This window comes from Vibrio sp. SCSIO 43153, from assembly GCF_023716625.1.
GTDB classification, from domain to species: domain Bacteria; phylum Pseudomonadota; class Gammaproteobacteria; order Enterobacterales; family Vibrionaceae; genus Vibrio; species Vibrio rotiferianus.
Window position 1 is genome coordinate 1,514,242 of sequence record NZ_CP071856.1, and the last position, 18,065, is coordinate 1,532,306.

17 protein-coding genes are annotated in these 18,065 nt (G+C 45.6%); 4 read left to right on the forward strand and 13 right to left on the reverse strand.

Annotated features, from left to right (window positions below; all coding sequences use genetic code 11):
• Positions 1-382: 382 nt before the first annotated feature.
• The 3 genes from J4N37_RS23070 to J4N37_RS23080 all read right to left on the reverse strand — a co-directional run bounded on the left by J4N37_RS23070 (position 383) and on the right by J4N37_RS23080 (position 4,737).
• Entirely contained in the window at positions 383-1,318 is a 936-nt protein-coding gene (locus tag J4N37_RS23070) for an ADP-ribosylglycohydrolase family protein (protein WP_252042499.1), read from the reverse strand.
• Between the two features lie 201 nt (positions 1,319-1,519).
• The gene (gene manA / locus J4N37_RS23075; protein ID WP_252042500.1) at positions 1,520-2,752 is read right to left on the reverse strand and encodes a mannose-6-phosphate isomerase, class I; all 1,233 of its coding nucleotides are present in this window, start codon (positions 2,750-2,752) and stop codon (positions 1,520-1,522) included.
• Positions 2,753-2,829: 77 nt separating this feature from the next.
• A complete protein-coding gene (locus J4N37_RS23080) occupies positions 2,830-4,737 on the reverse strand; it encodes a PTS fructose transporter subunit IIABC (protein ID WP_029856912.1) in 1,908 nt (635 codons plus the stop codon).
• A gap of 382 nt (positions 4,738-5,119) precedes the next feature.
• Here J4N37_RS23080 and J4N37_RS23085 point away from each other — a divergent pair, with 382 nt between their 5' ends.
• Positions 5,120-5,962 (forward strand): helix-turn-helix transcriptional regulator, encoded by an 843-nt coding sequence (locus J4N37_RS23085; RefSeq protein ID WP_005451367.1) that lies wholly within the window; start codon positions 5,120-5,122, stop codon positions 5,960-5,962.
• An 11-nt stretch (positions 5,963-5,973) separates the two neighbouring features.
• Here J4N37_RS23085 and J4N37_RS23090 read toward each other — a convergent pair whose 3' ends face one another.
• A complete protein-coding gene (locus J4N37_RS23090; RefSeq protein ID WP_038885481.1) occupies positions 5,974-6,750 on the reverse strand; it encodes a PTS sugar transporter subunit IIA in 777 nt (258 codons plus the stop codon).
• Positions 6,751-6,762: 12 nt separating this feature from the next.
• The gene (locus tag J4N37_RS23095; RefSeq protein WP_005432059.1) at positions 6,763-7,062 is read right to left on the reverse strand and encodes a PTS fructose transporter subunit IIB; all 300 of its coding nucleotides are present in this window, start codon (positions 7,060-7,062) and stop codon (positions 6,763-6,765) included.
• A 234-nt stretch (positions 7,063-7,296) separates the two neighbouring features.
• Between J4N37_RS23095 and J4N37_RS23100 the strand changes: the two genes are divergently transcribed.
• Entirely contained in the window at positions 7,297-9,168 is a 1,872-nt protein-coding gene (locus tag J4N37_RS23100) for a fructose-specific PTS transporter subunit EIIC (RefSeq protein WP_252042501.1), read from the forward strand.
• Between the two features lie 56 nt (positions 9,169-9,224).
• Here J4N37_RS23100 and J4N37_RS23105 read toward each other — a convergent pair whose 3' ends face one another.
• The gene (locus J4N37_RS23105; RefSeq protein WP_252042503.1) at positions 9,225-10,112 is read right to left on the reverse strand and encodes a LysR family transcriptional regulator; all 888 of its coding nucleotides are present in this window, start codon (positions 10,110-10,112) and stop codon (positions 9,225-9,227) included.
• Between the two features lie 101 nt (positions 10,113-10,213).
• Between J4N37_RS23105 and J4N37_RS23110 the strand changes: the two genes are divergently transcribed.
• A complete protein-coding gene (locus J4N37_RS23110) occupies positions 10,214-10,582 on the forward strand; it encodes a DoxX family protein (RefSeq protein WP_252042504.1) in 369 nt (122 codons plus the stop codon).
• A 116-nt stretch (positions 10,583-10,698) separates the two neighbouring features.
• The gene (locus tag J4N37_RS23115) at positions 10,699-11,577 is read left to right on the forward strand and encodes an NAD(P)-dependent oxidoreductase (protein WP_010452745.1); all 879 of its coding nucleotides are present in this window, start codon (positions 10,699-10,701) and stop codon (positions 11,575-11,577) included.
• A 188-nt stretch (positions 11,578-11,765) separates the two neighbouring features.
• Here the strand turns inward: J4N37_RS23115 and katE2 are convergent, their stop codons facing one another.
• From katE2 to J4N37_RS23150, 7 genes are all read right to left on the reverse strand, one after another.
• A complete protein-coding gene (gene katE2 / locus J4N37_RS23120; RefSeq protein ID WP_038885479.1) occupies positions 11,766-13,202 on the reverse strand; it encodes a catalase KatE2 in 1,437 nt (478 codons plus the stop codon).
• 294 nt (positions 13,203-13,496) lie between these two features.
• A complete protein-coding gene (locus tag J4N37_RS23125; protein ID WP_171357802.1) occupies positions 13,497-14,114 on the reverse strand; it encodes a glutathione S-transferase family protein in 618 nt (205 codons plus the stop codon).
• A gap of 14 nt (positions 14,115-14,128) precedes the next feature.
• Positions 14,129-15,160 carry an NADPH-dependent curcumin/dihydrocurcumin reductase gene (curA, locus tag J4N37_RS23130; protein ID WP_252042505.1) on the reverse strand — a complete coding sequence of 344 codons (1,032 nt, stop codon included), beginning with the start codon at positions 15,158-15,160 and terminating at the stop codon, positions 14,129-14,131.
• A gap of 102 nt (positions 15,161-15,262) precedes the next feature.
• On the reverse strand, positions 15,263-15,850 hold the full coding sequence (locus tag J4N37_RS23135; RefSeq protein WP_252042506.1) for a TetR/AcrR family transcriptional regulator: 588 nt from the start codon (positions 15,848-15,850) through the stop codon (positions 15,263-15,265).
• Positions 15,851-15,900: 50 nt separating this feature from the next.
• Positions 15,901-16,221: a N(4)-acetylcytidine aminohydrolase gene (gene yqfB, locus J4N37_RS23140; RefSeq protein ID WP_005432046.1), complete on the reverse strand. Its 321-nt coding sequence runs from the start codon at positions 16,219-16,221 to the stop codon at positions 15,901-15,903.
• Positions 16,222-16,371: 150 nt separating this feature from the next.
• On the reverse strand, positions 16,372-16,761 hold the full coding sequence (locus tag J4N37_RS23145; RefSeq protein WP_010452734.1) for a hypothetical protein: 390 nt from the start codon (positions 16,759-16,761) through the stop codon (positions 16,372-16,374).
• Positions 16,762-16,766: 5 nt separating this feature from the next.
• On the reverse strand, positions 16,767-18,065 hold the full coding sequence (locus J4N37_RS23150) for a lipopolysaccharide biosynthesis protein (RefSeq protein WP_045394626.1): 1,299 nt from the start codon (positions 18,063-18,065) through the stop codon (positions 16,767-16,769).

Sequence of the window (18,065 nt, forward strand, 5' to 3'; positions counted from 1 at the left end):
AGATTCGTCTCTGCTCTTTATTTGCTTCTGAGGTAGGGGCTTTAAGCCATTCATGAGTTTATTTTGTGACTATTATCACTAAGCAATCGCTACTCACTAATGAAATAAGTGTTATGTTATAACATAGTTTAGTGGCCGTTCGAGCTAGCTAAAACAGCGTATCTCTCAACATAGAGGCTGTTGGGAACGGTTAAAGAGTAAAAGTGATTTTAGGTTTGTTGCTTGTGCCGGGCTATTAATATCCGTTTAGAGAGATGGAGGGGTCCGATCGATTTTTCCGGAATATTTACTGGTCTAGCAACCTTATCCAAAGCGATATCAATATTGATATCGCTTTTTTCTGTCTTCAGGGAATCGTGTGTTAATAAGTGTTTCTTTGCATCTATAAACACTGCAATAAACGACGAGGAAGCGATGTTTTATCCATCCAGTGATTTGGAATCGACATTGGTGTGTCGTAGTAACTTGCCCCAAGAATGGCACCTAGCGGTATAGCTCGTCCACTTGAATCGCCGCCACAGTAAATGTTCTCACGCATGGTGGTTTCGTAACTTTCGGAATTCATCAACAAATGACAAATCACCACAAACGAAGCGTCTAAACCGCAATGCATCCCAATCGACTCCGCAACGCTGGTGGCGGTTCTGCCGCTCATCGCTTCTGCACGTTGAATGTCGTTGGCAATCGTCGGAGAAACCGTCTGAGCTGCCATCACACACGCTTTGGGCGCAGCGCCTTGCAACGCCATCTGAATCATCACTGCGACAGCTTGGGCATACATAACTGCGGTGTCGTTGTTATTGGTAACCCGCACCGCGGAATCAACCAGTTTAGCGAGTTTGTCATCATCGGAGTGAAAAGCCACCAACGGCGGAAGCTTGGATAATGCTGGGTTCTGTGTGTCGTCAGCCCCGCACAAAGTTACGCGTAATTCTTTGTCTTCCAACTCATGAATGTTGAGCAGTGTTTGTTTAGTCGGTTTGTCTGTGTAGCCCTGCCATTTACCGCCAAAATCAAACCACTCTCGAAAGGAGCGAATGTAACGCGCCTCGTCGTAGTGTCCGGTTTGAACTAGAGCGTCTAACATGGCAACAAGCTGTGCGCCATAGTGGGTGAGATCACCGACTTGTTTGTTACCGTGGGCAAAATAACCTTTGTCATGGTATTCAGTTCGGTTAGGTTGATGAAATTCGGGATGCGGAGAACCAAACTGCCTGATGAGTTCTTGATCGTAAAGCCAATGAAATCCGAGAGATGCTGCATCACCGACGAGTGCGCCGATAATGGCATGAAGAGAGCGAGCGTTTCTATGAGTCATCTTGCCACCTTTATCAACAGGGCTACTCAATAAGTCTTACACAGTTTCTTGGTTTTGTAGGGAAATTTTTCTGTTTTGGATCAAGACTATAGTGCTCAATTAACCATTGCTTTACTAGGGTTAAAAAGACTAGGGTTAAAAGCAAAACGCCCCGCGAGTCGCGGGGCGTTGGTTTTAGTGGCGTGCTATTAATAATTACGATTAGCTGTAAGCGCGTGCGACACGACCTTCACAATCCAAAGTGACCTGTTTTGCGTAAGCCGGAATGAAAACTGATTGTCCTTTTTCAACCACGCACGTTTCGCCGTTTGCGTGAGTTAGCACAAGCTTGGTATCCAGAGGCATGAGGATCTCAGCGGTTTGCACTTCTAGAGTACGCTGGTGAGCTTGCTTAACGATAGCGAATTTGAAATCGTCTACAGGAATTGGGTATTCCAACATATCGTCGATTTCATTGGGTGCAAGCAATAAGCTGTCGAACGGCTTCTCGTTGAAGCGTGTACATGCAACGAGCTCTTTCACGTCAATGTATTTTGGTGTCAGACCTGCGCGTAATACGTTGTCTGAGTTCGCCATGATCTCAAGACCTGTACCTTTTAAGTAAGCGTGTGGCGTTTCTGCATCCAAGAACATGGCATCACCCGGTTGTAGGGTAATCACATTGAGCATCAGTGGTGCAAACAAACCAATATCGCCAGGGTATTGCTTCTCTAGTTCAAGAATCAGGTTGAACAGAGGTAAGTCGGTGATGCGAGCTTGAGCCAATAGCACCATCAACGCCATCTCTTTCTGTTCGCCTTCTAGTGACAGTAGACCCGAGAAGAAGGTCGCCAAGCCCGTTGGCGTTTGGTTTGCGAGAAGGTCATCCACCAAGCCTTGTAGCTCAGGAATCGCCAGTTCAGAGAAGAAGCTGATGATTTCACTGGTTGGGCGGAAGCCATTCATCGCTTGATATTCGGTTAGCGCGTAAACCAATTCAGGTTTGTGGTTTGGATCTTTGTAGTTACGGTTTGCAGCAGTTAAGGGAATGCCTTGTTTTTCTTCCAGTGCAAAGCCTAATTCTGCTTGCTGTTTGTTTGGGTGAACCTGAATCGACAGTGCTTTCTCAGCGGCAAGCACTTTAAACAGGTATGGAAGTTCACCAAAACGGTTTGTGACTTCTTCACTCAGAAAGGCATTCATGTCTTGAGCAATCAGTGAAGACAGTTTGGTCTCCTCACCGTTTACCATCACCAATGAGCAACCGTTTGGATGCGCGCCCATCCATACTTCTGCTTGTGGTTCGCCCGTTGGGTTTTCAATGCCAAACAGTTGGTTAACAGAAGTAGTACTGCCCCAAGCGTAGTTTTGAATCACGTTGTTCATCAGGAAAAACATCGGATGCTTAGCTTGAGTTTGAATCGTTTGTGTATCGGACATCGTTAAATCAGACATAGAGTGTCACCATGAGAGAAAATCATGGCTTGGGCGACATTGCCCAAGCCATAGGAGCCATTTGGGGGTAGGGGTGATTAAGCGGCTGCTTGCATCATTTTTGCTTTGCGAACTTTCTTCAGAGTTACACACGTTACTGCGGTAACTACTGCGCCAGCTGCCATACAAATCAGAGCAAGTACTGGGTGGTTCATCGCGCCAAGTAAAGCCACAACTGGACCGCCGTGAGCAACACTGTTGGTAATGCCGAATGAGAACGCCATTACTGCCGCTACCATTGAGCCAAGTACGTTTGCAGGAATCACTGACATTGGATCTTGCGCTGCGAACGGAATCGCACCCTCAGAGATACCAACCAGACCCATTGCACCAGCTGCTTTGCCCGCTTCGGTTTCTGATTCTTCGAACAGGTCGAACTTACGACCAAGCGCCGTTGCCAGTGCCATGCCTAGAGGTGCAACAGGGATTGCACACGCCATCGCACCCATAAATTGAGTTTGACCGCTCGCAATCATGCCCACAGAGAATAGGAATGCGACCTTGTTGAATGGACCACCCATATCGAAGCCAGCCATACCACCAAGTACAATACCCAGTAGAACGACGTTACCTGTGCTCATGCTCGTTAGTAGCGCAGTCAAACCGTCCATTAGGCTTGCGATTGGCGCGCCGATAACGAAAATGAATAGACCAGCGATGAATAGCGAACCTGTGATTGGTGCAATCATGATTGGCACCAAAGGTTGAATGAACTTGTGATAGTTAATCGACGTAATCCACTTCACGAAGTAACCCACAAGCAGACCAGCGATGATGGCACCGATAAAGCCTGTACCAGCTTCTGCGCCATAGAAAGAACCGTTGTTTGCAATCCAACCACCGATCAAACCAGGAGCAAGAGCAGGGCGGTCAGCAATCGCGTAAGCAATGTAACCGGCTAGGATTGGGATCATCAGCGTAAAGGCAACTACACCAACGTTGAGGATTTGGTTCCACATGCTGCCTTCAGGAATAGCCATGCCCGCTTCACTTGGCTGACCACCGACTGCAAGAGCAAGTGCAATCAACAGACCACCCGTGACAACGAATGGGATCATGTGTGATACGCCGTTCATCAAGTAGCGGTAAAGGTCAGAGCGAGCCTGAGAGGCTTTGTTTGCAACAGAAGTTTGCGCATTGCTGCTTGCATCTGCTTGGTATTCTGGAGCGCTTAACGCTTCGTTAATCAGACCTTGTGCATCGCGGATAGGGGCTTTAACGTTGGTTTTAACCACGCGTTTGCCCGCAAAACGGTTCATGTCGACTTGTTTGTCACACGCTACGATGATTGCATCTGCACGCTCGATTTCTTCTGCGGTTGGGCTGTTTTTCACACCGATTGAACCATTCGTTTCAACCTTGATTTCGTAACCCATCGCTGCTGCACCTTTCTCAAGCGCTTCTGCCGCTAGGTAAGTGTGTGCAACGCCTGCAGGACAACCAGTAACACCAATGATGAAACCTTGGTTTGCTGGTGCGTCTGCCACTGCTTGCGGCTCTTCTTTAGCAAGTAGGAGTGCCAGTGCGTCTTGGCTGTTTGCTGCACCTAAGAACGCATCAATAAAACCATCTTCAATCAGTTTTGAAGACAGCTCTGCAAGTACTTCGATGTGGTGGTTATCGCCACCGTCTGGAGAAGCGATCATGAAGAACAGTTTTGAAGGCAAACCGTCTTCCGCGCCGTATTCGATACCAGATTTGCTTACGCCGATCACAACCGCTGGTTCGATGACTGCTGCACTTTTTGCGTGTGGGATAGCTACGCCATCTTCAAATCCGGTATTACCTAATTCTTCACGTGCTTTTATATCTGTTAGAAATTGCTCTTGGTCTGAAATACGACCTTGGGCGTGTAGAACTGCAACCAGTTCTTTAAATACGTCTTCTTTTGAAGTCGCTTGAAGATCAAGCTTAATCAAGTCTTCATTTATTAGTTTGGTGATCATTGTCGAACCCCTATAAATATAATTTTTATTTCAGGGGTATTTTGAAATTAACCAAGTGGAGACAGTAGTGAAGAAAAAATGCATTTACTGGACGATTGTAACCGCCCGACTAGAGTGTGATGTAGATCGTCTATTGGATAAACTTACTGCATATCTGTGACATTATGTGGTGGCAGGTGAATGATAAGTAAAATGTGTTATTGCTCCAATATATAAGGGTTTGAGGGCTTTGTTGATGATTTGTTAGACTGGATTATTGATGCGTTAACTGGATTTTTGTAACCTTGAAATGGAAGTGTGATTTTGCTCAATAGCACAAAAATCCAGTAGGGTGTATATCTATAGGTATAGCATCATGGATGCGTGTTTAAGAGTACGTAAAATGATTTTTCATGATTTGATTTCATCAGTATTAAACGAGAGAGAACCATTCCACAATATATGGTTTGCTGGTGATTTTCATACACCCCCTGAATTTAGTTATCAGGTTAACTTCCCTCGATTAGAATTGGTCTTGTCTGGTGAATATATTAATGAAATGGAAAGTCATGATCGCAAAGTGACGCATATCGTAGCGAAAACCGGTGATGCGATATTTATTCCGCCAAACTGCTGGAATAAACCTGACTGGGACACAGATTGCTCGGTATTGAGTATTCTCTTTGGTCGCCGTCAATTGGGTTTGAGTCTTGTGTCCAAACGTAAAGGGGAAGCGAGCTTTTACGATATCCAAAAGCACAGTATTCAAACTCGTTCTGGATTTGCCATTGATAATATCTTGGAAGCGCTGAGTTCATTGGCTCGTGAGTGTAATAAGAAGCCAATGGATGAGTTGTTGCTGCAAGCCTTGTTGCAATACGCTAAGTCGATGTTAGATGCGCCTATTGAGACGCAGGCGCACAGCCGAGTGCAAGACCTGTATCAGGGTATTTGTATCTACATCCAAGAGAACTTCCACCGCCCAATAACGCGTGACAGTATTGCGTCGAGGTTCAGCATCTCTTCTAATCATTTGTCGCGTTTGTTCCGTCAGCAAGGTCACATGACGTTAGCCGATTACATTACGTGGGTACGGGTAGACCGCGCGAAGTTTATGCTCAAGAAATACAACTTTAAGTTGAATGAGGTATCGGTGCGCTGTGGATTCAAAGATGTGAACTACTTCTGCCGCGTCTTTAAGAACCGAACGGGCAGAACGCCGACGGAATATCGCGGTTCAATCTAGGACGGAAATCATTAAGCAAGCAGCCTCGACATGGCGTACATCAGAAGCGCCTGTAAGTCGACGCTGCTTTTTGTTAGCAGTAAACGCTCCGCCATTTGGTCAGTGAGCAGGTTGCGGGTTAGGTTGGTGGCGGCGATGATTTGTTCTCGAGTGGGCTTAGCTGGCATCACCAGTGCTATGGCGAGATGAACTTCACCCATTTTGGACGCCCAATCCATTGGGATTTCGTTGGCGATAACCGCGATGGAAATGTGTTCTACACCTTCGAACATCACATGGGGTAGCGCAATACCCGGAGTTACGGCAGTTGAAGAGCGTTCTTCGCGTTTGATAAAGGCGAGAATGAGTTCGTCTGGGTGAATTGGATGAATAAGCTGAGCCAAGCCTTTCAAGCATTCGAACTTGGTGAGCTCGGTGTGTGCTTTGGCGTAATGCCATTGGATTTCACACGGCGGACAAATTTGCGGAAGTCGCCCGGCAAGTTGGCTTGAGAACTCGTAATTGATGTGGGAACCCACAACAGTAAAGTTTTCGGCGATGATGTCTTTGATAACGAAACAGGCAAGCTCGGCGTCAATACCGATGGCAGTGATTTGGCACAGGTCGCCTTGTTGCAAGCCGACCTGTAAAACCGCAACTGACTTGGTAAGTTCAGCGATGCGGTTTTGGGTTATGTTGATGATGTGTAAGGTGCTTTTGAACTTTTTGGCGACGCGATTGAGGGGCTGTGCGATATGAGCACTAGCATTAATATCATCGACAAAAAAGGTAATCTGGTATTCGTTCATCTGCAAAGAGTATCATCGACAGTGTACAAGGAACACCTTATCAACATTAAGTAGCACGTCTTCAATTGGGATTTGGATTTTGTTAGTGCCTTCAAAGCGAGCTGGCTGTTCAATCTCGATATCGGACACAATTAAGACTCGATCTGCTTGTGCAATGTCATGGGGAGTGAGCTGATTCTCAATACCCATCGCACCTTGAGTCTCGACCTTAATTTGTACGTTATGCTTAGGCGCAGCTTTCATAAGAGCATCTGCTGCCATATAGGTATGAGCGATGCCTGTAGGGCACGCTGTCACCGCTACGATTTTCATGTTCTATCCACTTTATATTTTTGTGGATATTAGCATAGTGGTCGTCGAAAAGATGGATTTAAAGCAGATAATCACAAGAGCTCTATCACAGTTTAAATCTCATGTTACATTAATCCAGTTAATGCACTTTTTGTCCTGTATTGAAAAGGACTAGTGTTGGTTACTCTGTACGCAGTCATAGATGGACAAACTTAACTCATGACTCACGAGCGTGAACATTGCAAGGTACAAACAATGGACATATTAAACCTTATTGAGCCGGAAACCATTTGCTTGGATTTGCAGGCTCAAACCAAAGATGAAGCGCTCAAAGAGCTCGTCGAATTGTTGGACGCGGCGGGCAAGCTCACTAGCAAAAATCAGTTCTTGGCGGACATTTGGAAACGAGAAGAGATTGGCAATACCGGCTTTGACGAGGGTATTGCCATTCCTCACGCCAAAAGTAATGCGGTCGCTAAACCCGCAGTCGCAGTGGGCATCAGCCGAAAAGGTATTGATTACGGCGCTGATGATGGCGAACTGTCTGACGTATTTTTCATGCTGGCTTCTCCGGATGGGGATGATCACCACCACATTGAAGTCTTGGCACAAATCTCCACAAAAATCATTGAAGATGGTTTCGTTAATAAGTTAAAAGCGGCGGAGTCAGTGGAGGAAGCTCGCGAGCTACTCACTGATATTCAATCGAATGCGAATGACTCAGGGTTAGACCCTTTGGAGTTTGCGTCTGAGCCTCTTAGTCCTTGGGCGCAAAAGCTGAGTAGAATGAAAGAGCACTTGCTGTTCGGTACTTCTCACATGATCCCGTTTATTGTCGCAGGTGGCGTGTTGCTGTCTCTTTCTGTGATGATTTCAGGCCATGGCGGCGTTCCAAAAGAAGGTATTTTGGCAGATATCGCTGAGATGGGTATCGCAGGCTTGACGCTGTTTACCGCGGTGTTAGGCGGTTATATTGCCTATTCGATTGCGGATAAGCCAGGGCTTGCTCCGGGCATGATTGGCTCATGGATTGCGGTTAGTCACTACAACACCGGCTTCTTGGGCGCAATTGTGGTCGGATTTTTCGCCGGCTTTGTGGTTTGGTTGCTGAAGAAAATTCAATTGCCGGACAGCATGAGCTCGCTCGGCTCGATCTTTATCTACCCACTGGTTGGTACGTTTGTTACCTGCGGCGCAGTGATGTGGGTGATTGGTGCGCCTATCGCCAGCGCAATGACGACCATGAATGATGTGCTCACGGGAATGGCGGGTTCTGGCAAAGTGATGTTGGGTACCGTACTAGGCGCAATGACCGCGTTTGACATGGGCGGTCCTATCAACAAAGTGGCGACCTTGTTTGCTCAGACACAGGTAAATACTCAACCGTGGCTAATGGGTGGTGTCGGTATTGCGATCTGTACTCCGCCGCTGGGCATGGCGTTAGCAACTTTCCTATCGCCAAGTAAGTTTAAACGTGATGAACGTGAGGCGGGTAAAGCAGCGGGCATCATGGGCATGATTGGCATCAGCGAAGGGGCGATTCCGTTTGCTGCCGGAGATCCAGCTCGCGTACTACCTGCTATTGTTGCTGGTGGTATTGTCGGTAACGTGATTGGATTTATGTTCCATGTGATTAACCATGCTCCGTGGGGCGGCTGGATTGTACTGCCAGTCGTTGACGGCAAGATTGGCTACATAGTTGGCACAATCGCAGGCTCGTTTACCACAGCATTGATTGTTATTGCACTTAAGAAGACAGTCACAGAAGACGATAGTCCGGTTGGTCAATCTCAAGCTTACACGTCTGTGCAAGGCGAGGGCGAAGCAGACATTCTTGCCGTGACGTCTTGCCCGTCTGGTGTCGCGCACACCTTCTTAGCGGCGAAGTCATTAGAGAAAGCTGCCTGTGCGTTAGGCATTAAGATCAAGGTCGAAACGCAAGGAGCGAACGGCATCATTAACCGAATCACTGACAAAGATATCGCCAAGGCTAGGTTTGTTATCTTTGCTCACGATGTAGCCATCAAAGAGCCGGAGCGCTTCAGAAAAATGAAGGTGCTGGATGTCAGCACTAAAGATGCGATGCTCAATGCCGCAGCACTGTTGCAGGTGAAAAGAATCCCTTAAGTATATAGCCCCCGGCTATCTGCTCGTTAGCTCCATCATTTTTGGTGGAGCTTTTTTTATCCCTGAGAAAAGTGCTTAACCAAGAAATCAATGAAAGTGCGAATGCGCTGAGGTTGGTACTCACTATCTTTGTAAACCAAATACATTGGTAGCTTAACTGATTGATATTGCGTTAGTACTTGGATTAACTCACCGTTATTAAGCTCTTGTTCTACCATCCATTTTGGCATTGCAGCGATGCCTTGCCCAAGCTTTGCCATTTGCACCAACATTTCAGGACTATCACTTCGAACCTGCTCTTTCACTTTGACTTTAATGGCTTCATCACCATCGCTGAAACGCCACAAGTTGGATGGGTTGGAGAGTGAGTAGGTTAAGCAGCAGTGCGTACTCAAATCGTTAGCACTAAGAATAGGGTCGCGCTTGTCGAGGTAGCTTGGAGAGGCGAAGTAAACCAATTCGTTATCCATCAACCAACGTGCTTTTAACCCCGAGTCTTTTAGGTAGGCGGCACGAATCGCGATATCAACATTGCCTTCAACTAAATCGACAAACTTGTCTGAAACCGACACATCAACGCTAAGTTCTGGATGTTGGTTGAGAAACTCATTCAGTGGCGCAGATAATAAGCGAACGCTAAACGCACTCGGCACTGAAAGCTTGAGCTCGCCAGAGACTGACGCTTGCTCTTGTCTAAGCTGCGACTCGAAGGAATCCATTTGTTCTGTGAGTGTCTGCGCCAGCTCGAGATATTGTTTTCCACCAGAAGTTAAGCTGATAGCGCGAGCATGACGATGAAACAAAGTGATTCCGATTTCACTCTCAAGCCACGCGATTTTCTTACTCACTGCGCTCTGAGTGGTATTGAGTTCGTTGGCCGCGGCAGTAAATGAACCTAATTGAGCAATACGAGAAAAGACTTTCAAACAATCAAATTTATCCATGATGCATTCCTGTTTGGAATGATAAGTAGCTAGATACTACTCTCCTTAAGTTTTAAATGGAATGCTTTAATACTTCCATCATTTGTTCGGGAGTTAAAATTATGGTGTTGATTCAAGGGGTGTTAATCGCGTTTTTCTTGTTTGCCAGTTCGATCAAAATCATCGGTTGGGTGAAGCCGATTTTTGAGCCACAGCTCGCTTTCTTTCATAAATATGGATTGAACCGTGCCGCTATGTTTTTGGTTGGACTGGTTGAGGTAACGGGTGCAATTTTGATGTTAATTGGCTTGTTATCGACGAACAACTTGTTAAGTGCGATAGGTGCAAGTTTTATTGTTTTCACCTCCGTTGGTGCGATGTTTTTCCATTTTCGTTTTGATACTTGGAAAGATGCGATTCCGTCTATTGTGACGCTTTTATTGTCACTTTTGGTAGCTTCGCCTTTGATTGAGTTTGTTGCGCTTATTTAAGACGAAATTATTGCAAGTAATGTTCTGAAATCTTTAGTAACATGTTTCAAATAGTAACTGTTTCAGATAGTAATAGTTTCAAAACGTAACGTATTTCGAATTCAAGGAGGCTTGCAATGGAAAAACTAAGAGTAGCATTTATTGGTCTGGGTGTGATGGGATACCCAATGGCTGGTTACCTAAGTAAAGCGGGCTTTGAAACCAAAGTATACAACCGCACAAAGGCGAAAGCTGACAAGTGGGCTGAAGAATACCAAGGCGTAGCTTGTGAAACACCACGTGAAGCAGCAGAAGGCTGTGACATCGTTTTTACCTGTGTGGGTAATGATGATGACGTTCGTAGCGTTGTTTACGGTGAAGAAGGCATTCTGGTCGGCTTAAAAGCGGATGCTGTGTTAGTGGACCACACAACGACTTCTGCAGACCTAGCGGTTGAGCTGGCTGAAGCGTGTGTTAAGTACGGCAATCACTTCATTGATGCGCCAGTTTCTGGTGGTCAAGCGGGTGCAGAAAATGGTGTACTAACCATCATGTGTGGTGGTGAACAAAGCATTTTTGATCGTGTCTCTCCAGCGATGGATGTGTACGCGAAGCAGATGACGCTACTGGGTGAAAACGGTCAAGGTCAACGTTGTAAGATGGTAAACCAAATCTGTATTGGTGGCGTTTTACAAGGTCTGAGTGAAGCTTTGCTGCTGGCACAAAAATCAGGTTTGGACATCGCTCAAGTTGTAGAAACGCTGAAGCATGGCGCTGCCGGTTCATGGCAGATGGAAAACCGCGCAAATACGATGGCGGAAGATAAGTTCGATTTTGGCTTCGCTATTGATTGGATGCGCAAAGACTTGGGTTTCTGTCTGCAAGAAGCAGAGCGAGTGGGTTTAGAGCTTCCACTGACTAAGAAAGTGGATGAGCAATACGCAGACCTTCAACGCGATGGTTTAGGGCGCATGGATACATCAGTACTGATCAAAGCGGTCGCTAAAAATCAGTAGTTGATGTGTCAGTAATAGATAAACAGTTCTTTGGTATCAAAGAGCTTAAAGAAATCTAAGTTGATCATAATGAATCTCCTTGAGCATGGTTTGTGACTAGGGATTAATGATTTGAAATCAGGAGGTGCTGCAGGGCACCTCCTTTTTTATGTCTTTTAATCACATAGCCTGATGATTACAGCGTGCACTTACTTGTTTAAGCCTAGCGCAATCTCAAGACCTTTGCCGTACGCTTCGTCCGCTTGGTATGCGTGTTGAACGTGGCGCTGTTGGATGAACTCTGGCACACCGTCCATTGCGCGAGCTGTGTTGTCGAACAGAGTTTGACGTTGCTCTTCGTTCATCAGACGGAATAGATCACCCGCTTGGCTGAAGTAGTCTTCGTCTACACGGTGATCGTAGTGATCAGCGTTGCCATTGATGCGTAGAGGTGGCTCAGAGTAATCTGGTTGCTCTGCCCATTCTTGTTTGTAGTTTGGCTCGTAACCTAGTGTTGAACCAAAGTTGCCATCAACGCGCATTGCGCCATCGCGGTGGTAGCTGTGAACAGGGCAACGAGGTGCGTTCACTGGGATTTGATGATGGTTCACACCTAGACGGTAACGCTGAGCATCGCCGTAAGCGAACAGACGACCTTGTAGCATCTTATCTGGAGAGAAGCCGATACCAGGGACTACTGCTGCTGGGTTGAATGCTGATTGCTCAACTTCTGCGTAGAAGTTTTCTGGGTTACGGTTCAGTTCGAACTCACCAACTGGGATCAGTGGGTAATCTTTCTGAGACCATACTTTTGTTAGGTCGAATGGGTTGAAGTTGACTTCATCTGCTTCTAGTTCAGGCATGATCTGTACGTACATCTTCCATTTAGGGAAGTCTTGACGCTCAATCGCTTCGTAAAGGTCACGGTGATGGCTTTCGCGGTCTTTACCTACGATCGCTTCTGCTTCTTGGTCAGTCAGGTTTTTGATGCCTTGCTGAGTTTTGAAGTGGAATTTCACCCAGTAACGCTCGTTTTCTGCGTTGATGAAGCTGAATGTGTGGCTACCAAAACCATGCATATGACGGTAAGACGCTGGGATACCACGGTCACTCATTACGATAGTCACTTGGTGGAATGCTTCTGGTAGTGATGTCCAGAAGTCCCAGTTGTTGGTAGAGCTACGCATGTTAGTGCGAGGGTCGCGTTTTACTGCGTGGTTTAGGTCTGGGAATTTTAGTGGGTCACGTAGGAAGAATACTGGTGTGTTGTTACCAACCAAGTCCCAGTTACCTTCTTCAGTGTAGAATTTTAGTGCGAAACCACGGATGTCGCGTTCTGCGTCTGCTGCACCGCGCTCACCAGCTACGGTAGTGAATCGAGCGAATAGTTCGGTTTTTTTACCGATATCAGAGAAGATCTTAGCGCGAGTGTATTTAGTGATGTCGTGAGTTACGGTGAATGTACCGTAAGCGCCAGAACCTTTCGCGTGCATACGACGCTCTGGGATCACTTCACGATCAAAATGTGCTAGTTTTTCAAGGAACCAAACGTCTTGTAGTAGTTGAGGGCCACGAGGACCAGCAGTCATAACGTTTTGGTTATGGGCGACAGGGCAACCTGCTGCCGTAGTCAGTTTTTTGCTCATTTGAGTTTCCTTGCAATATAGTGATTATTTATCGACTTTTCGGCAACTGCTCGAAAGTTATGCGAGGAGAATAGCGCTGCAACTGAGAATAAAAAAACTGTTATTAGCAATCAGTGTGATAGGTATCACCTATGCTTTAAGTGGTTGTTAATTAATGGCTTTGTGTCAATTAACATTATTTGTCGTATGGATTAAAGATAACTTCTAACTGTGGTCTGTGTGAATAATTCCTGCCTATTCTAAATCGTTCAAATAGGCAGAAATTCTCAATGGTTTGAGAAGGCCTCAACTCGATTAACCGAATTTCACCTCAAGTTCTTCTGCTTTAGTAAACGCAGGGTGAGTCGCAAGCTGTGCTCCATAACGTTGGATGTTAGGGAAACGCTCAATAACCCCAAACTTGTTCAGGACATCGACGACAAACGACATCATGAAATCAGCACCGGTTAGGCGTTCTTCAACAAAGTAGCTTTTCCCCTCTAAGCTTTGATCAACGTAACCCATGACTTTCATGGTTTCCGCATCGGCGTAGTCCGCAAGGAAATTGGTCTGTGCGCCATCTTTAGCAACAAACATCTTGAGCAGCAAGGGAACCATGGCTGAGCTCTCTGCAAAATGCATCCATTGAATGTATTGCGTGTAAGCTTTGCTGCCACGCTCCGGTGCAAAACGTCCATCTGCATACTTTTCAATCAAGTATTCAGTGATAGCACCAGACTCTGTAACGATCTCGTCGCCATCTTCCAATACAGGTGACTTGCCGAGTGGGTGAATGCTCTTGAGCTCAGGTGGCGCAAGGAAAGTGACGCTGTCACGAAGGTAGGGCGCGATCTCGTAATCCACCCCTAATTCTTCCAACAACCAAATGATGCGTTTTGAGCGAGACTGATTTAAATGATGCAGTTTAATCATAGAAGAATCCTTTCTTATACAGGTTGATTGGTTTGAATAACAAGCTTGCCGAAGTTTTTGCCTTGCAGTAGACCGATGAATGCCTCTGGCGCGTTTTCTAAACCTTCTACTAGATGTTCGCGATAGTGGATTTTGCCTTCTGCTAGCCATTGACTTACATCTTTGACGAAGTTTGTGTAGCTTTGCTCATAGTGGTCAAAAATGATGAAGCCTTGCATCTTGATGCGTTTAACCAGAATGTTACCCATCAGCATCGACATACGATCTGGACCTTCTGGTAATGCTGTCGCGTTGTATTGAGAAATCAAACCACAAAGTGGCACGCGAGCGCCGACATTTAGTAGAGGTAATACCGCGTCAAAGACTTTACCGCCTACGTTTTCAAAGTAGACATCGATACCTTTGTCGCATGTTGCTGCTAGCTGCTCTGCAAAGTCATCTGCGGTGTGATCAAGACATTCATCAAAGCCTAGGGTCTCTTTTGCGTACTGACACTTCTCTGCACCGCCTGCGACACCAATCACGCGGCAACCTTTTAGCTTACCGATTTGCCCAACCATAGAACCAACCGCACCGGTTGCAGCTGCGACAACTAGGGTATCGCCAGCTTTAGGCTGACCAATTTCCAATAAACCCACATAAGCGGTAAAACCAGGCATACCAAGCACACCGAGGGCATAAGACGGATGTGTCGGCTCGCTGCCTAATTTAAACAGACCTTCGCCGTTAGATAGTGCGTAATCTTGCCAGCCTGTGTAAGCCACTACCCACTCGCCAGTTTGGAAGTCTGAGTTCTTCGACTCCACCACCTGACAAACGGTTCCGCCAACCATCACATCGTTTAGCTCTACAGGATCAGCGTAGGATTTGCCTTCATTCATACGGCCGCGCATATATGGGTCAAGAGACAGGTACACGCTACGTAAAAGCACTTCACCTTCGTTCGGAGTAGGGATGGCAGCCTGTTCTAAACGGAAGTTCTCTGGGACGGGCGAACCTTTTGGACGGTTAGCCAATACGATTTGACGGTTGAGCGTTTGGGTCATGGTAAGTTCCTATATTAATTATTAGACCAGTCGTTTAGTCTTAATTCCTAAAAAATCCGCCGTACTTTTTGGGTAAAGATAAGGCGGATTAAGTGTGGTTCGTTATTTGCCTTTTAGCATACTTTGAGTGCTCTCAAAGCTACGCATTAAACCGGAACGATCCTGATACAGTTTGTTGAGTAAGCTTGCGCCAATCCATTGATGGTAAATCAAGTGGGCGGTTTGTTCTGCTGACTCAACTTGGATTGAGCTGTCTTCAATGCCCGCTTGGACACAATCTTCGATGGCTTTCACCACTTGAGTGGCACCCGAAGCTAGTTTTACGCGCATTGCTTCTGAAAGATCAGAGACTTCAGCACTCAACTTCACGACTAAGCATTTGTTGGCGTTACATTGGCCATTTTCAATCGCCATCCAGCGTTCGAAATAGCTCAAAAGGCGGTCGCAACCAGAGCCTTCACTTTCAGTAAAGTGGGCTGTGATCATCTTAAGGTAGTGAGAGAAGTAATCTTCAATCAATGCCTCACCAAATTGCTCTTTCGATTTAAAGTAATGGTAGAAAGAGCCTTTCGGCACATCCGCTGCCTTTAACAGTTCAGAGAGTCCAACACTGGTAAAACCTTTGGTCACTACCAATTGGTAGCCGACATCGAGAATGTGTTGGCGTGTATCGTTCGTTTTTGCGTTCATGAGCAATACTATAAAAGCGATTAGACCAGTCGTCTAGTAATTTATGGTTCTTACTTGATCAGCTCGTACTCAATGACATACAACTCATCGATGTTCGGGTAGATCTCGCGAATAAGCTCTTTCAGTTTTGGCAGTTCAATCGCTTCTTGTTCTGCGTGGAACTCGTTGATGTCATCAAACTTCAGTGGTGCAACTGATAGGATTTTGATGTCACATACTTTGCGGTCTGTTTCTAGGGTAAATACTTCCACTTCGGTGTTTGGCACGTAGTGGCTTTCTGATTCATCACGAATCGTGATCGTCTTTTTACCTGCAGTGATAAGTGGCGTTAGGAATTCAAAGAACGTGATTTTAGTTGGATGTGAAGACATAACCGATGCTCATATTAATGTAATAGGGCGAGAGTATATCTCGCCCTTTAAGAAAAATATCCAAAAAAGTGCTCACCAAAGACACCTATGTTGAGTTGCTATTTCGAGGCATGTAGTTTGTTGCTTTAGAGTGTGAGTGCGCCGAAAATATTATTGTTTAACAATGAGTTTCATAAGTTTGGCACAGAAATAACCTAATATAATCCAGATCCAGTTAGTGCTTAAGTCATCAAAACTAAAAGAGCGAGTTGAAATAAATAGTTGGCTGAACTCCTCTAAGGAGACAATGAGCAGTAAAAGGATTAGGAGCCGAATCCCAAAAAGGTCATGGCCTGTCGTACGAGCGAGAGCCGGAAAACTGAATACGGAGGTGAGTCCAATTAAGAAGCTAAACAGGGCATGAAATGTAACGGATCCTCCAAAAAAGTTCTCGAAGTGAAGGTATTCTGGATGATAAAAACTTGAACTCTTCCATGTAGTGAGAGACAAGGCGATGAGAATGACAATGATAAAAATGATTCGTGAAATCGAGAGGTACATATTTGTTAGCCTATGGGTGAAAATCCAAGTCTCACTCTGACGTAGTAAAGGGATAGTAGATTTTGCAGTGTCATACTAATCGTCATTGCCCACGCGGAGCCGATTACACCATAAAGATAGGTGAGGATAACAAGCGAAAGTATGAGAACAAATGATGAAGTAAAGGAGATTTTTCTTACTGTTTCTTCAAATCCTGTCATCAGTAAGAGACAGCCTGTTGAGCCAGTAGCCGCATTAACCATTTGCCCTAGCGAGAGTATTTTTAAGATAGACGCTGCTGAGGCAAATTCGTCACCATACAATCGCATGATGTACTCAGAATAGAAGAGTAAAGCTAGCACAGGCAGTATCGATGCGATTAGACTTAATCGGCAAGATACCTGACTCAATTTTTTGAGTTTGTTGAGCTCTTTTTGTTGATAAAAAGAAGCAAATTTCGGTGCAAATACGAAGTTAATTGTGACTAGTATAAAACCGACAACAAGTGATGTTCTTTGAGCTGTTGCGAGTAAGCCCAGTTCACTTGATGTCACTAACGTCGCTGCTAGCGGAAGGCTAAGCCACTGTGTAGAGTGTAGGACAACATTCCCTGCCCATATTTTCCGTGCAGACCTAGTCAATGCTCCGTTGCGTGCTGGCTTTATCGAAGTAAGAGCACCGGATTTGATTCCAAAAATGGTGGAGAGTATCGCCACTACTGCAATTACTGTTAGCAGAACTGCCATAAGCTCATCGCTACTTAATGGTCTTTTTAGCGGTATGCTGATTAGCACTAATACTATTAAGCTGTTAATTCCAAGTTGAAATGAAAACAACGATGAAAACAGCTTGTTCTGTGCCTGCAAGGCGCGACTAATAAGCTGGCTGAAAGCGACCAGTGGTACACCGCAAAGCATCATTATAAAGGCCAATTCTGGTATCGTTGTTTGCAGCATAAACAATCGAAAAGCCATGAACGATAAGCTGCAAAGAACGATACAGAAGACCAGACTATTTTGTAGAGCTACGTGAAGATTTTTACATTGCTGTGTTCTGTGTTGGTGACTATGAGCAATTGCATTCGTTTTCAGTAAGGCATGGTCATATCCGAGCTGACCAACGATAGATAGAAAAAACAACAGGTTGAACATAAGGAAAAATTCACCTGTGGTTTGAGCATTTGAAATATGCGCCACCAAAATGGTTAGTGAAATAGCGCAAGCTGAGCTAACCACTCTCAACGCTCCAGCAATTGCCAGCGAGCTGAATAACCTACCTTTGTAGCGGCTATATTCTTTTAGATAACTAAAGGCTCTAATTTGCAT